The sequence below is a fragment of the Cryobacterium sp. TMT4-10 genome (assembly GCF_004403275.1).
In the GTDB taxonomy this organism is placed as follows: Bacteria; Actinomycetota; Actinomycetes; order Actinomycetales; family Microbacteriaceae; genus Cryobacterium; species Cryobacterium shii.
Window position 1 is genome coordinate 1 of record NZ_SOGU01000102.1, and the last position, 12923, is coordinate 12923.

Annotated in this window: 13 protein-coding genes; 11 read left to right on the forward strand and 2 right to left on the reverse strand. The window is 66.0% G+C overall.

What is annotated here, in order from left to right; all coding sequences use genetic code 11:
• Positions 1-832 (forward strand): dual specificity protein phosphatase family protein (locus E3T42_RS15700; protein WP_166805348.1); only part of this gene is annotated, 832 nt, incomplete at its 5' end.
• Between the two features lie 126 nt (positions 833-958).
• On the opposite strand, the gene E3T42_RS15705 is transcribed toward E3T42_RS15700, so the two are convergent.
• Positions 959-1768, reverse strand: coding sequence for a pentapeptide repeat-containing protein (locus tag E3T42_RS15705; RefSeq protein WP_134403350.1), 810 nt, complete (start codon positions 1766-1768; stop codon positions 959-961).
• A gap of 292 nt (positions 1769-2060) precedes the next feature.
• On the opposite strand from E3T42_RS15705, the gene E3T42_RS15710 reads away from it, so the two are divergent.
• The 3 genes from E3T42_RS15710 to E3T42_RS15720 all read left to right on the forward strand — a co-directional run bounded on the left by E3T42_RS15710 (position 2061) and on the right by E3T42_RS15720 (position 5089).
• The gene (locus tag E3T42_RS15710) at positions 2061-3479 is read left to right on the forward strand and encodes an HNH endonuclease signature motif containing protein (protein WP_160141097.1); all 1419 of its coding nucleotides are present in this window, start codon (positions 2061-2063) and stop codon (positions 3477-3479) included.
• A gap of 451 nt (positions 3480-3930) precedes the next feature.
• Complete coding sequence (locus E3T42_RS17030) at positions 3931-4332, forward strand: amidohydrolase family protein (RefSeq protein ID WP_198415959.1); 402 nt, start codon at positions 3931-3933, stop codon at positions 4330-4332.
• A gap of 280 nt (positions 4333-4612) precedes the next feature.
• On the forward strand, positions 4613-5089 hold the full coding sequence (locus tag E3T42_RS15720) for an OsmC family protein (protein WP_134365528.1): 477 nt from the start codon (positions 4613-4615) through the stop codon (positions 5087-5089).
• 288 nt (positions 5090-5377) lie between these two features.
• Here E3T42_RS15720 and E3T42_RS15725 read toward each other — a convergent pair whose 3' ends face one another.
• The gene (locus tag E3T42_RS15725) at positions 5378-5800 is read right to left on the reverse strand and encodes a thioesterase family protein (RefSeq protein WP_134365527.1); all 423 of its coding nucleotides are present in this window, start codon (positions 5798-5800) and stop codon (positions 5378-5380) included.
• Between the two features lie 172 nt (positions 5801-5972).
• On the opposite strand from E3T42_RS15725, the gene E3T42_RS15730 reads away from it, so the two are divergent.
• The 7 genes from E3T42_RS15730 to E3T42_RS15760 all read left to right on the forward strand — a co-directional run bounded on the left by E3T42_RS15730 (position 5973) and on the right by E3T42_RS15760 (position 12876).
• Complete coding sequence (locus E3T42_RS15730; RefSeq protein ID WP_134403352.1) at positions 5973-6812, forward strand: transporter substrate-binding domain-containing protein; 840 nt, start codon at positions 5973-5975, stop codon at positions 6810-6812.
• 73 nt (positions 6813-6885) lie between these two features.
• Positions 6886-7536, forward strand: a complete 651-nt coding sequence (locus E3T42_RS15735; RefSeq protein WP_134365525.1) for an amino acid ABC transporter permease — start codon at positions 6886-6888, stop codon at positions 7534-7536.
• A 4-nt stretch (positions 7537-7540) separates the two neighbouring features.
• The gene (locus E3T42_RS15740) at positions 7541-8296 is read left to right on the forward strand and encodes an amino acid ABC transporter ATP-binding protein (RefSeq protein ID WP_134365524.1); all 756 of its coding nucleotides are present in this window, start codon (positions 7541-7543) and stop codon (positions 8294-8296) included.
• Between the two features lie 58 nt (positions 8297-8354).
• A complete protein-coding gene (locus E3T42_RS15745) occupies positions 8355-9152 on the forward strand; it encodes an enoyl-CoA hydratase/isomerase family protein (RefSeq protein WP_198415957.1) in 798 nt (265 codons plus the stop codon).
• Positions 9149-10783: an AMP-binding protein gene (locus E3T42_RS15750; RefSeq protein WP_241976244.1), complete on the forward strand. Its 1635-nt coding sequence runs from the start codon at positions 9149-9151 to the stop codon at positions 10781-10783. The genes E3T42_RS15745 and E3T42_RS15750 overlap by 4 nt, the downstream gene beginning before the upstream one ends.
• A 105-nt stretch (positions 10784-10888) precedes the next feature.
• The gene (locus E3T42_RS15755; RefSeq protein WP_160141098.1) at positions 10889-11632 is read left to right on the forward strand and encodes a TetR/AcrR family transcriptional regulator; all 744 of its coding nucleotides are present in this window, start codon (positions 10889-10891) and stop codon (positions 11630-11632) included.
• 26 nt (positions 11633-11658) lie between these two features.
• Positions 11659-12876, forward strand: coding sequence for an acetyl-CoA C-acetyltransferase (locus E3T42_RS15760; protein WP_134365522.1), 1218 nt, complete (start codon positions 11659-11661; stop codon positions 12874-12876).
• Positions 12877-12923 lie beyond the last annotated feature (47 nt).

The window sequence follows — 12923 nt, forward strand, 5'->3', positions numbered from 1 at the left end:
CTACGGGGCATCCGCGGTGCCGGCCGCGTGGCGCCGGATCGTGCACGGCTGGCCGAACGGGCTGCGCTCCGACGAGCTGGTGCGGCAGGGCGTGCTGGCCGCGCGCGCCGACGGCGGACGATCACGCCGCAACGGTGACCTGCCCGAGCGCCGCGACCCGGCCACCCCCGACCGGCGCGAAGCCGGTGCCCCCGAGCGCCGAGACCCGGCCGTGCTCGACCGTCGCGCGCGCAAGGACCGCGTCGCGACCACCTGGCCCACCGCCGACCACCTCGCCTACGCCACCTCCGGCGACATCTCCACCCTGGTGCGGCACCCGCACGACGACGGTGTCTGGCTCGGCGCAGTCGGTATCCTCGACGACCTCCCGGCCGAGATCGACGCCGTCGTGTCGCTCTGCCGGGTCGGGCGCAGCCAGGTGCCTGATCGCATCCGTGCCGAGAATCGGGTCGCGGTCTGGCTGGTCGACGAGGTCGATCCGCGGGCCAACCCCAACCTCACCTTCGTGCTCGAGGACACGGTCGACGCGATCGCGGCGCTGCGGGCGGAGGGTCGCACCGTATTCGTGCACTGTGTGCAGGCGATCAGCCGCACGCCCACGGTCGGGGCGCTCTACGCGGCGAGGCACCGGGGCGTGCCGATCGAGCAGGCGCTGCGCGAGGTGACGGATGCCCTGCCGAACGCCAATCCCAACGTCACCTTCCTGCGCGAGCTGGTTCCGCCGCCGCTGCCGACGCCGACGACGCCGCTTCGAACGCTTCCGACGCCGCCGACGACGCTGCCGTTTCCCGGAGCGGGAGCCGTCGCCGGATCCCTGAACGGGCAGCCTTGACGGTTCGCGCCGGCGTCCGCGGCTGACACTCGGCCGAATCCGTGAGGGGTCCCGAATCGACCTTCCCGGGGCGATTGAAGGTCGATTTGGGACCCCTCAAGGCGCGGCGTGGCATCCGCTCGCTGCCTATTCCGTGTCGAAATCGCTGCCCGGCCCAAGGTACTCATCAGGAATCGCAGTACCCCGAGCCGCGAAGAAATCGGTCACATGGCCCCGACCGCAGGCCTTGGGGTCACCCGTCGGCGGTGGATTGAAGTCTTTCGGCCACGTCGTACCCACGTCGTAGCAAACTCCCGTGAGATTCGTGTCGATGAAGCTGGCCTCAGTGAGGTCCGAGCCGTAAAGCATCGCCTCAGTGAGATCTGCATGGTCTACGTCGACGATTTTCATCTCCATCAACTTGGCGTGGACCAGCGTGGCGGCGAAGAAAGTCAAGGCAGGCCCGTGCTTACGGGCAAACTCTGTGCGAACGAATGCGGCGCCCGTTAGTTTCGCACCGAAAAAGTCCGTGCCACCGATGTCGCTGTACGCGAAGTCGGCTCCGCGGAGGTCCGAATCGCGAAAGGCCGCTGCATTGAGATTCGCGTTTCTGAAGTCCGCGCCCGTCAGGGAGAGCCCGCTCAATTCCATTCCCTGCAGGTCTAAACCGTTGTACGGGCGTCCGCGAGCGTCGTCTGAGGACCGGTCTCGCACGAATCGAAGGTTCTCCAGCCGGTAGGACTGACCCGCCAGCGTCTCAGCGGCTGCACGCTCGCGATCCGAACGCTGGTCATCAATGTCCCGCTGCGCCTCGGTCGTAAGGAGCCCGGAGATGACGCCGGCTGCTATCCCGACGACGAGGGCGACCACGACATCGCGCACCAACCAGGGCGGGCTAGCCAGGACGCCTCTGACCCCCTTAGCGGTCACGGACTGCTGAGAATCGCTCGCTTTCATGCGGGAAGGCTACTGCGGTTCTTCGCGGTCATCCGGGAGCGACGCGCACGTTGAGCTTTTCCCGGCCGTGCGCCCTGGGCGCACGTCGCTACGCTTGCTTTGGCTTTGCCAGCCTGGGCCCGTCGATGTTCAAGTCTCTCACCTTGGCGATGCCGCGGTGGGCTGGTCGTTACGGGCCGGCCTTGTGTTCCCCCCTTCCCCGCCATCCCTCCACAATGTAAATTTGACCAGCCTATTCGCACCTATTTTGGACCACGACCGGGTGTCAGTGGTGTCCCCTAATGTGATGGGCATGACCTCTTCGGTGAGCATCTCTCAGGCGCAGCTCGGCACGCGATTCGACGCGATCGCCGCCGTGCACCGGAGTCTCGCGCGGGACGCCGCGAAGAGGGCAGACATGATTGACGAGGCGCGCCGGTTCAGCGAGGCGAACGCCGCCAACACTCCACGCAGGGCAAACTCCCGGTGGGACCCGCACGAGATCGCCCACCGCGAATTCTCGAGCGAACTGGCGTGCACCCTGCGCATCCCCGAACCCACCGCCGAGAACCTGATCGCCGAGTCACGGGCCCTGGTCGAAGATCTCCCCGGCACCCTCGCCGCGCTGCACGCCGGTGAGATCAGCTACCAGCACGCCCAGGCCGTGATCGGCCAGGCCTGCTCGGTGCCCGCCGACGCGTTGCCGGCCTTCGAGCAGTCGCTGCTCCCCGCCGCGCGCACCCTGACGGCGGCCAAACTCAAACACCAGGCACGGATGCTCCGGGAACGCCTGCACCCCGAATCGATCGCCGCCCGCAAGGAGAAATCCTTCTCGGAACGCACGTCCTGGCTGCAGGCCGAGACCGACGGGATGGCGACGCTGAGCCTGACCACGAGCACCGAGACCGTGCATGCCATCTTCAACCGGGCGAACGACACCGCCCGCAGCCTGCAGGGGCCGGAGGAGAAGCGCTCTCTGACCCAACTGCGCACGGACGTGCTCAGTGACCTGCTGATCGACGGGGTCACCCCGGCCGGACTCGCGGCGGGCATCCGAGCCACCGTCCAGATCACGGTCCCGGTGCTGACACTCCTCGGCCGCAGCGAAGAACCCGGCTACCTCGAGAACTACGGGCCGATCGACCCCGACACCGCCCGCGACCTCGCCTCGCGAGCGCCCAGCTTCACCCGCATCCTGATCCATCCAGAGACCGGCATCGTGCTCTCGGTCGGCCGGCACAGCTACAAGGTACCCAAACGGATGCGACGCTTCCTCCGCCTCCGAGACGAAACCTGCCGCTTCCCCGGCTGCAACCAGCCCGCGCGCGGCGCCGACCTGGACCACAGCCGGGAGTGGCAAGACCTCGGCCAAACCGCCGACGATAACCTCGCGCACCTCTGGCGGTCGAGCCAGACCCTGAAAACCGAGACGTCGTGGACGGTGAAGCAGAAGCCGGGCGGCATCCTCATCTGGAATTCACCCACCGGGCGCGACTTCGAGACTCAACCGGCCACCTGGATCGCCCCACCGGGTGCGCCCTCCGCTGCCGCCCAGGTTGGTGCCCCCGTTGGCGCCCAGACTGCTGCTCAAGTTGGCGCTCCGGTTGGCGCCGCGGGTGGTGGTCAGGTTGGCGCTCCCGTTGCCGCCGAGGTCAGAGCCCAGATCGGTCCCGGCTCGCCCCGGCCTTTCAGGCTCGCCCGGCCACCGCTGCCCGACGACGCCCCTTTCTGACCAGGCGCTATCCCCAACACCGGACCCGGGCGACAAATCCGCGCACCGCGAGACGGATGCCCGGCCCGGCCGTTCGCTAAAGTCACCTCATGACCCCGCCCACCCTCACCCCGGCCGACCGAGAGCAAGATGCCGGTCTCTGGATGGATCAGGATGCGGGTGAAGCTCGGCGCTCGCGAGGCGAGGTCGCGGGCGGTGTCGGGGTCGACCGGGCCGTAGTTCTCGAGGTAGCCGGGTTCTTCGCTGCGGCCGAGGAGTGTCAGCACCGGGGCCGTGGCTGCGATCGGGCACACGGATGCGACGTACGACCTGACCCGGCAGGCCATCGCCGCCGGGGCTACGGCCGGCACGCACGTCTTCAACGCCATGCGCCCGATGCACCACCGGGAGTCCGGCCCTGGCCGCCCTGCTGAAAGGCCCGAACGTCTTCGCCGAGCTGATCGCCGATGGCGTGCACCTGCACCCCGCCGTGGTGCGCTTCATCATCGAGAGCCCCTCGCGGCCCGTCTTCGTGACGGATGCCATGGCCGCAGCCGGTACAACCGTCGCGCACGACGGCGACTACAAGCTCGGCGGTCTCGACGTTCACGTCGCCGACGGCGAGGCGCGTCTGACCGACGGCACGATCGCCGGCAGAGTGCTCACCCTGAGCGCAGCGGTTCGCTACGCCGTGCACATCGCCGGCGTGCCGCTGCACCTGGCGGTGCAGGCGGCCACCCAGAACCCGGCCGACATGGTCGGCCTCCACGACCGAGGACGCCTCGCCGCCGGCAACCGCGCCGACCTGATCGTGCTCGACGCCGGGCTGCGCGTCACGGCGACCATGCAGTCCGGGGTGTGGTGCGCGGGGTAGCTCCCGCCCCAGCCCCCTAACGAATTCGACGGAGATTCTCGCGAGAATGTGCCTGAAGCAGCTATTTTTTGGCTGTCAGAGCACATCGGCCCAAAATCTCCGTCGAATTGGTTCGCACGGCTGAGCAGGGGGCTCCTGTGCAGAAGGCGGCTGAGCGGGGCCGGTGACTGCCCGGTCGGGCGCCTCCAATCGTCGTTTCTCCGTGTTGCATGGGCGTAGCCTGAAAGGGCGCTGGCGTTCTCGCTGAGGGCGGCAGTGCATTTCTCAGAGGAGAGAACACATGTCCGTCAAGCCACTCAAGGTCACCGTCACGGGAACTTCGGAATCGCCGACCAAGCTCGCAGTTTCGGTGCGGGATTTCTCGTTCATCATCGACGAGCCCGCCATGTTCGGAGGTGAGGACGCCGGGCCCAATCCGGTCGAATACGCCCTAGCCTCCCTCGCCGGCTGCATGAACGTCGTCATCCATCTCGTCGCCAAAGAGCAGGGCGTTGATGTGCGGTCGTTGCGGCTCACGGTCAAGGGCGAGCTGGACCCCTCGCGGCTGATGGCGCTGCCCACCGAAAACCGGGCGGGATTCCAGGGCATCGAGCTCACCGCCGACTTCGATTCAGACGCCAGCACCGCCGAACTCGACGAGGTACTCCGCCTGGCCGGACTTCGCTGCCCCGTCTCGGACAACCTGGGCAACGCAACCCCCGTCATCGTGCGACTCCCTGCTCCGGCAGAGCTGGAGGAAGCCCTCGCCTCTGTGTAGCGACGGATGCCGTGGGCCGGGCCGGTAGGCATCCGTTCAGCCCGCCGTGAGGGGTCCTAAATCGACCTTCCCGAGGCGATTGAAAGTCGATTTGGGACCCGTCAGGCTGAAAACCGCACCGCCCTGGCGTCCGCCATGGCTGCGGCGCCGTTGCCGACTTCCGGCGGCCCAATATGCAGCGAGGTCCTTGATGGCCCTGGCGATCGCCGCCGCAGATCGAGGGCCTCTTCCTGACAGCCGGACCGGCCGGCGACTCGCTCCGGCCGCGAGTGTCGAACGGGTCCTGGGTCAGGCAGTCTGACTCCGACGCTCCAGCCAGGAGCGCTCCGTGGGTTGCAGGGCACGCGGCCGCTCCGCCTGCTCATCAAAGGCAACCATCACCACCGAGCCGGCTGCGTACACGCGATCCTCCGCGCCTTCACCTGAGTCGAAGACCCGGCAGTCCAGGGTGAAGGAAGACCGCCCTATCGCGGCTATGGTCAGGCCGACTGTGACGGGGTCGGTGCGATAAGGGAGCGGGCGCAGGTAGTCGAGGCGCTGACTCGCTACGACGATGCCGCCGGCCAGTATCTCGGATGCGTCATCCGACCGGAGGAAGAGTCGAGCGCGGGCTTCTTCGAGGAGGCGGAAGAACTCGACATTGTTCACGTGGCGGTAAACGTCCATGTCGGCCCAGCGTAGCGACAGGTCGAAACGGTTTTCATAAGTCATGGCACTCCTCCGGTTCGGGGCCCGGAAAAATTTGTCTTGCCGGAACCGTATTTCGACTATATGGTAAATCAACCCTTGATTCGATCGATCGATCGATCGAGGAATACGTTCTAGACCCTTGCACGGCTTTCCTCTCTATTCCCCCTGCACCTGGACAGAAAGTAGTGACCCCATGACCAAGCGACACCAACTCTCCGCGATGCACCGCCGCATCCTCGGCGCGACGATGGCCGCCACTCTGCTCGTCTCCCTGAGCGCTTGCGCTCCAACCGCCGCGGGCGCGGGCGCGGACGCGGCCTCGGCCGCCGACAAGCCCAAATCCGTCAGTGTCGTCGCTTCAGGAAAACTGACCTGCGCAATGAGTGGCGAATACCGCCCTTTCAATTTCTACGATGAGTCCAACAAGCTCGTCGGCTTTGACGTCGACGTGTGCACCGCGGTGGCCAAAGAGCTCGGCCTCGAGGCAGCACCCGTCACGGGCGCATTCAACACCCTCATCGCCGGCCTGGTCGGCAACCGCTACGACGCCATCATCGGCTCAATGGCGAGCACGGATGAGCGCAAGAAGGAGGTGGACTTCTCTGACCCGTACTACTCCACCGGCGCCCAGCTCTTCGTGGCCAAGGGGTCCTCGATCAAGGATGTGACCGGCCTCAAGGATGCCAAGGTGGGAGTGGCCCTGGGCACGACGTTTGAAGAGTTCGCTCACGGCCTCGACGGCGTCGGTGAGGTCAAGACCTACCAGGCCGACATCGATGCGCTCAGGGACCTCGAGGCCGGCCGTGTTGACGCTGTCATCACTCAGGGCTTCATGGGCCGGTTCCTCGCCAAGTCTGCCGGACTCAAGGCCGAGGCTGTGGGCGACGTCCTCTTCCCCGACGTCGCCTCGATCCCGGTGAGCAAGGACAACCCCAAGCTCCTCAGCGCGATCAACGCTGCGCTCAAGACGATGCACGACGACGGCACCTACAAAAAAATCAGCATGAAGTGGTTCGCGACCGACATCAGCTAGCAGAAGTGGGGTTGCTGCCCTCCACCGGGCAGCAACCCAGTTTCTTCTCTCGCACCGAACGAAAGCAGACCCATTGGAATTCCTGAACGCCCTGATTGCCAGTTCGCCAGCATTGCTCAAGGGCCTGTCGGTGACGATTGGCCTCACCGCACTCACGCTCGTTTTTTCGGTCATCCTCGGCGCAATCATCGTGGCCATGAAGATGAGCAGCATCCCGGCATTCTCACGGTTCGCGACCGGATATCTGGCCGTCGTCCGAGGGATACCCCTCATCGCCTTGCTCTTCGTCATCTACTTCGGCATCGTCTCCGTTTTCAAAGTGGATGCCTTCACGGCCGCGGCAATCGGGCTGAGCGTGCACAGCTCCGCCTACGTCGCTGAGATCTTCCGCTCGGGCATCAACTCCGTTCACAACGGCCAGGTCGAGGCATCTCGTTCACTAGGCATGAGCAGGGTGGCCACCATGAGCAGGGTGGTCGCACCGCAGGCTCTCCGCGTCGTTGTCCCGGCGCTGGTGAACCAGGCGATCGTGTCCCTCAAGGACAGCGCCGTCGCATCCTTCATCACCGTTGATGAACTCTTCATGACCGCGCAGCGCTTGTCCGCGGCAACGTTCCAGCCACTCACCTACTACGCGATCGTCAGCCTCTATTACCTGGCAATGGTTGGCGCGATGACATTCTTCGCCGGCAAGGTCGAACGCTACTTCCAGAAGCGAGGTTAGAACAATGACTCAAATTGATGGTCAGCCACGGGTTCGGATCACCGGAGCCACAAAGAAGTTCGGGGACAACGTCGTCCTCAATAACGTCGATCTCGAAGTGCGGGCGGGCGAGGTGGCCGTGCTGATCGGCCCATCCGGCGCGGGCAAGAGCACCCTGCTCAGGTGTATCAACGGCCTGGAACGCCTGACGTCGGGCACCGTCGAAATCGACGGAGTACGTCTCGAATACCGGGAGCGTTCCCTGAACCACATGCGTGAGCACGTCGGCATGGTCTTCCAATCGTTCAACCTCTTTCCGCACCTCACGGCGTTGGAGAACATCACGATGGCGCAGGTCGTTGTGGGCAAGCGGTCTAAGAGCGAGGCGCATGATCGAGCCGCGAAGCTGCTGTTCCGGGTGGGTCTCGGTGAGAAGGCGAACAGCTACCCGAGCGCCCTCTCGGGCGGTCAGCAGCAGCGCGTCGCCATCGCGCGTGCGTTGGCGATGACGCCGAAGCTCATGCTGTTCGACGAGCCGACTTCGGCCCTGGACCCCGAGCTGGTCGGTGAGGTGCTGCAAGTTATGCGCGAACTCGCTGACGAAGGCATGACCATGGTCGTGGTCACACACGAGATGAGATTCGCCCGGCAGGTTGCCGACCATGTCGTGCTCCTGGCAGATGGGGCCATCGCCGAAGAAGGGCCGCCGGAGATCGTTCTGGACGCACCGGCATCAGACCGAGCCAGAAGCTTTCTCAGCAAGTTGCAGGCCGATGGCTGAGCCGTTGCAGCAAGACCATCGGACAACTCACACACACGACGTGACAAAGGATGAACACGTGACCGGCACTGACGTACCCACGCATTTCGCGACATTCGAAATGGCGGACCAGATCGCCTTTATTCGACTGCACCGGCCGGAGCGGCTCAACGCGGCTTCACCCCAGCTCGTTGCTGATCTCAAGCGCGCATTGGACCAGGCGGCAGCGCAACACGCTCTGGTCACCGTGATCTCCGGCGACGGGCGGGCGTTCTGCGCGGGGCATGACCTCAAGGCAGAGACGCTTCCCCCGGATTCGCCGGAAGCCCTCGAGCACCTTCACGCGCTGCAGGGCATCACTCGACTGCTGCGCGACTCGGCCACCGTGTCCATCGCGGCCGTCCATGGCTACGCCCTGGGCGCGGGAATGGAATTCGCCCTGAGTTGTGACTTCATCGTCGCGGATGCGGGGACGCAGTTTGGATTCCCGGAGGTCTCGGTGGGCCTGTCCGTCACCGGGGGGATCTCCTACCTTCTCCCTCAGGCCGTCGGGCTGCCGATGGCCAAGGAACTGATCCTGCTCGGTGAGACGTTCGGTGCCGAGAAGGCGAAGTCGCTCGGCCTGATCAACCGAGTGACAGCGCCCGGTGACCACCTGCGCGTTGCGGAAGAACTTGCCCGACGTCTTCTGGCGCTGCCCCACCGCGCCCTCTCGCTCGCGAAGGAAGCGTTCGAGAGCGCCGTTCGCCCGCAGGTCGAAACGGCGATGAAACTCGAAATCCAGAACGCCCTCTTGACCGGTGACTCCGCAGACGCCGCGGATGCCCGCGACCAGTTCGCCACCACGGGGTCGAGGCCGGCGGGCAGCGGTCAGTGATCGACTCAGGCGACGACCTCGTTCGGGCGGCCGGCAGTCAGGGCGTGTGTGCGGACGCTCACATCGACGGAGTCGGCAACCTCGGCGACCTGATCACCCGGGCGGCCGAGCGGTGGGCCGATCGGACCGCGTGGCGGTTCGGGGCCACCGGCGAGACCTTGTCCTTCACCGAGGTCGAGGCCGTCACCCGATACCTTGCCGGTGAGCTCTCGGCGGTCGGGATCGGCGCCGGGGACCGTGTGGTGCTGATGGCGAAGAACACACTGGAGTTCCCCGCGGCCTGGCTCGCTCTCGCGCGATTGGGCGCCATCGTTGTGCCGATGAACACGAACTACCGTCTTACCGACGCCACGCACGTCGCGTCCCTCGCCGGGGCGACGGCTTTCCTGACGGTGGAGGAGTTCCTGTCCCTGGCCGGGCAGGTAGCGGAACGGTGCCCGTTGCTCGAGAAAGTCTTCTCGCTCGAGGGACTTCTGCTCGGTTGGAGATCAGGGGACTCGCCGCGGGAGCCCGCGGCTCCACTCGACCAGGCGAAACCTGGGGACACGTCGAACATCCAGTTCACCTCAGGCACGACGGGCAAGCCGAAGGGGTGTGTTCTCCCGCACGAGTACTGGCTGTCGATCGCCTGGACGCTCCAACACGACTTCCCGCACCTGACGGATGCCGACGTGATGCTCACCGTGCAGCCGTTCCACTACATCGATCCGCAGTGGAACGTCGCGAGCGCACTTCTCGCCGGGGTCGAGCTGGTCATTCTGGACCGGTTCCACCCGAGCACCTTCTGGCAGAGCGTGCGAGAGTTCCAGGTCACCTACTTTTACTGCCTCGGCCTCATGCCCACGCTGCTGCTGAAGATGCCGCCGAGCGACGAGGACCGGAACAACCGCGTTCGCGCGGTGCAGGCCTCTGCCATCCCGGCCTCTATTCACCGGGCCCTCGAAGAGCGCTGGGGCGCCCCGTGGTACGAAGCGTTCGGGATGACCGAAACCGGCGCCGACCTGTTCGTCGACGTCGACGAACACGACGAGTTGCTGGGTTCCGGATGCCTCGGGCGGCCTCGATCCCATCGTGAGGCCCTCGTCGTCGACGACTCGGGGGCCCCCTGCGCGGTAGGCCAAACCGGGCAGCTCCTGTTGCGCGGAGCGGGGCTGATGACCGGCTACTTCGAGGATGCCGAGGCGACCGAGCGGGCCTTCCGCGGCGGTTGGTTCCACACCGGCGACCTCGCCGAGCGAGACGAGCTCGGACGCCTCTACTACCGCGGCCGCACGAAGGACATGATCCGGCGAAGCGGCGAGAACATCTCCGCGATCGAGGTCGAGGAGGTCCTCGTCCTCCACCCCGGTGTGGAGCTGGCGGCCGTCGTCGCCGTGCCCGACGAGCTCCGAGGCGAGGAGGTGCTGGCCTACCTCGTGCCTTCAGCCCCGGCCCCTTCCGCGGTGGACCTGATCGACAGCGTGTCCGCGAGCTGCGCGACCGAACTCGCCTACTTCAAGGTTCCGAGATACTGGCGGGTCGAGCGTGAACTGCCGCGCACCGTCTCGGAACGAGTCGCGAAACACGAGCTGACCCAGGCCGGATCGCTCCGCGGCGCCTGGGACTCGAAGGAGGGGCGCTGGCATGAATGAAGAAGCAGCCCGCATCCGTGGGGCGCAATCAGGACAGACATCGGGCACCGCAGGATACGATCATCCGAGCGGCCGCCTGTGCAGTTCGAAAATAGAGGAGTCTCCGTGTCCAGCTCAGTCGAACCCCTCGGTCGAGAGCCCCTCGTTCGATCGGTGGACAGCCCCGCAATCAACGACACCCACCAGCGACTGCTCGAGTCGGCGGTGCACCTGTTCGCCGTTCGCGGTTTCCACGGCACCGGCATCCGTGATCTGGCCGCAGGCGCAAATTTGTCGAGCGCCACTCTCTATCACTACATGGGAACCAAGGAGCGTCTGCTCTTTCAAATCATGCAGGACGCCCTCGATCGCCTGCTCCTGGCTGCTCGCGTCATCGAATCCCAATCAGACGACGTGCGCATCCGACTCGCCGGCCTGGTGCGGATGCACGTCATCACCCACGCGCTCCGGCGCGACGCCTCCAATGTGGTCGACAACCAGGTCAGCGCTCTCGAGCCGGACGATCGCATGCTCATCATTCAGCAGCGCGACTCCTACGAGAAATTCTGGGCTGATGCCATCGCCGAGGGTGTCGCAGCCGGATTCTTCACCGTCCCCGATCAAAGCGCGGCACGAATCGCGCTTCTCGAAATGTGTTCCGGCGTCGCGCGCTGGTACTCCGTGGACGGCCGACACTCGCCCGACGAAATCGCCGACATCCACGTGGAACTCGCCGCGGCGCTCCTCCGCGGCTGCGACGGCCGGCCGACCTGGACCGAACCGGAGAATCACCTCGACATCCACTCGCTGGTTGAAGAGATCTGGGCCATCCGGGTTCCCGACGGCAAGGCCAACCGCGCCGTCAAATAGCTTCTCCCCGAGGCGGGAGGGCACCCATGCCTGAAGCAGTCATCGTCGCCACCGCGCGCACACCGATCGGGCGGGCCTTCAAGGGAAGCTTCGCCACTGAACGACCGGAAGACCTCGCCGTCGCCGCCATCCAGGCCGCCGTCGCGGCCGTGCCGCCACTCGATCCACGGGAGGTCGAGGACATCATCCTGGGCTGCGGTGTACCCGGTGGCCTTCAGGGCAGCAACCTGGCGAGGGTCATCGCCGTGCAACTGGGCTGGGACACGGTTCCCGGGCTGACGGTGTCGCGGTTCTGTGCCTCGTCGCTGCAGTCCATCCGGTCGGCCGCCCACGCCATCAGGTCTGGTGAGGGTGACGTTTTCATTGCCGCCGGAGTGGAATCCATCTCGAGCTTCGCGCTGACCGACGTCGACAACCTCCCCGGCTCGCGGAGCCCTCGCTTCGAGGAGGCGGCGGCGAGGTCGAGACACCGGGCCGAGACCGCCGAACCCTGGACGGATCCACGGCTCGACTGGCAACTCCCCGACGTGTACATCCAGATGGGTCAGACTGCCGAGAACGTCGCCTCCCTCTCCGGGATCAGCCGGCACGACCAGGACCAGTTCGCGCTGCGGAGCCAAACCCTCGCGGCGGCCGCCGACGCGAGGGGCTTCTGGGCCGAGGAAGTGACCCCGTACCGTCGAGCCGATGGGAAGGTCATCTCGGCCGACGACAGCCCCCGGCCCGGGACGACCCTGGACGGGCTCGGGGCCCTGCAGCCGGCATTCCGCCCCGGGGGAACCGTGACCGCTGGCAACAGCTGCCCTCTCAACGACGGGGCGGCGGCACTCGTCATCATGTCGGACCGACGCGCGCAGCAACTGGGCATCCAGCCGCTCGCGCGCATCCTCGGCACGAGTGTCTCCGCCACCTCGCCGGAGATCATGGGCACCGGGCCGGTGTCGGCGATCCGCACATTGCTTCAGCGACTCGGGATGTCCGTCGCCGATTTCGACGAAGTCGAGATCAACGAGGCCTTTGCCGTGCAGGTGCTTTCGAATGTCCGAGATCTCGGCATCGATCCCGGCCGGGTGAACGTCAACGGCGGAAGCCTGGCCCTGGGGCATCCCTACGGCATGACGGGCGCACGCATCGCAACGACGCTGGTGCACTCACTGCGGGTGCACGATCGCCAGTTCGGGCTGGAGGCCATGTGTGTGGCCGGAGGCCAGGGCATGGCCCTGGCCCTCGAGAGGCTCCGGTAAACGGTGGCTCAGGTAAACGGTAATGACCGCTCAAAAAGATGGGATGA

Excerpts from the sequence above, each read along its gene's own strand:
- E3T42_RS15705 (WP_134403350.1), bottom strand. The coding sequence starts at position 1,768 with ATGAAAGCGAGCGATTCTCAGCAGTCCGTGACCGCTAAGGGGGTCAGA.
- E3T42_RS15710 (WP_160141097.1), top strand. The coding sequence starts at position 2,061 with ATGACCTCTTCGGTGAGCATCTCTCAGGCGCAGCTCGGCACGCGATTC.
- E3T42_RS15720 (WP_134365528.1), top strand. The coding sequence starts at position 4,613 with ATGTCCGTCAAGCCACTCAAGGTCACCGTCACGGGAACTTCGGAATCG.
- E3T42_RS15725 (WP_134365527.1), bottom strand. The coding sequence starts at position 5,800 with ATGACTTATGAAAACCGTTTCGACCTGTCGCTACGCTGGGCCGACATG.
- E3T42_RS15730 (WP_134403352.1), top strand. The coding sequence starts at position 5,973 with ATGACCAAGCGACACCAACTCTCCGCGATGCACCGCCGCATCCTCGGC.
- E3T42_RS15740 (WP_134365524.1), top strand. The coding sequence starts at position 7,541 with ATGACTCAAATTGATGGTCAGCCACGGGTTCGGATCACCGGAGCCACA.
- E3T42_RS15760 (WP_134365522.1), top strand. The coding sequence starts at position 11,659 with ATGCCTGAAGCAGTCATCGTCGCCACCGCGCGCACACCGATCGGGCGG.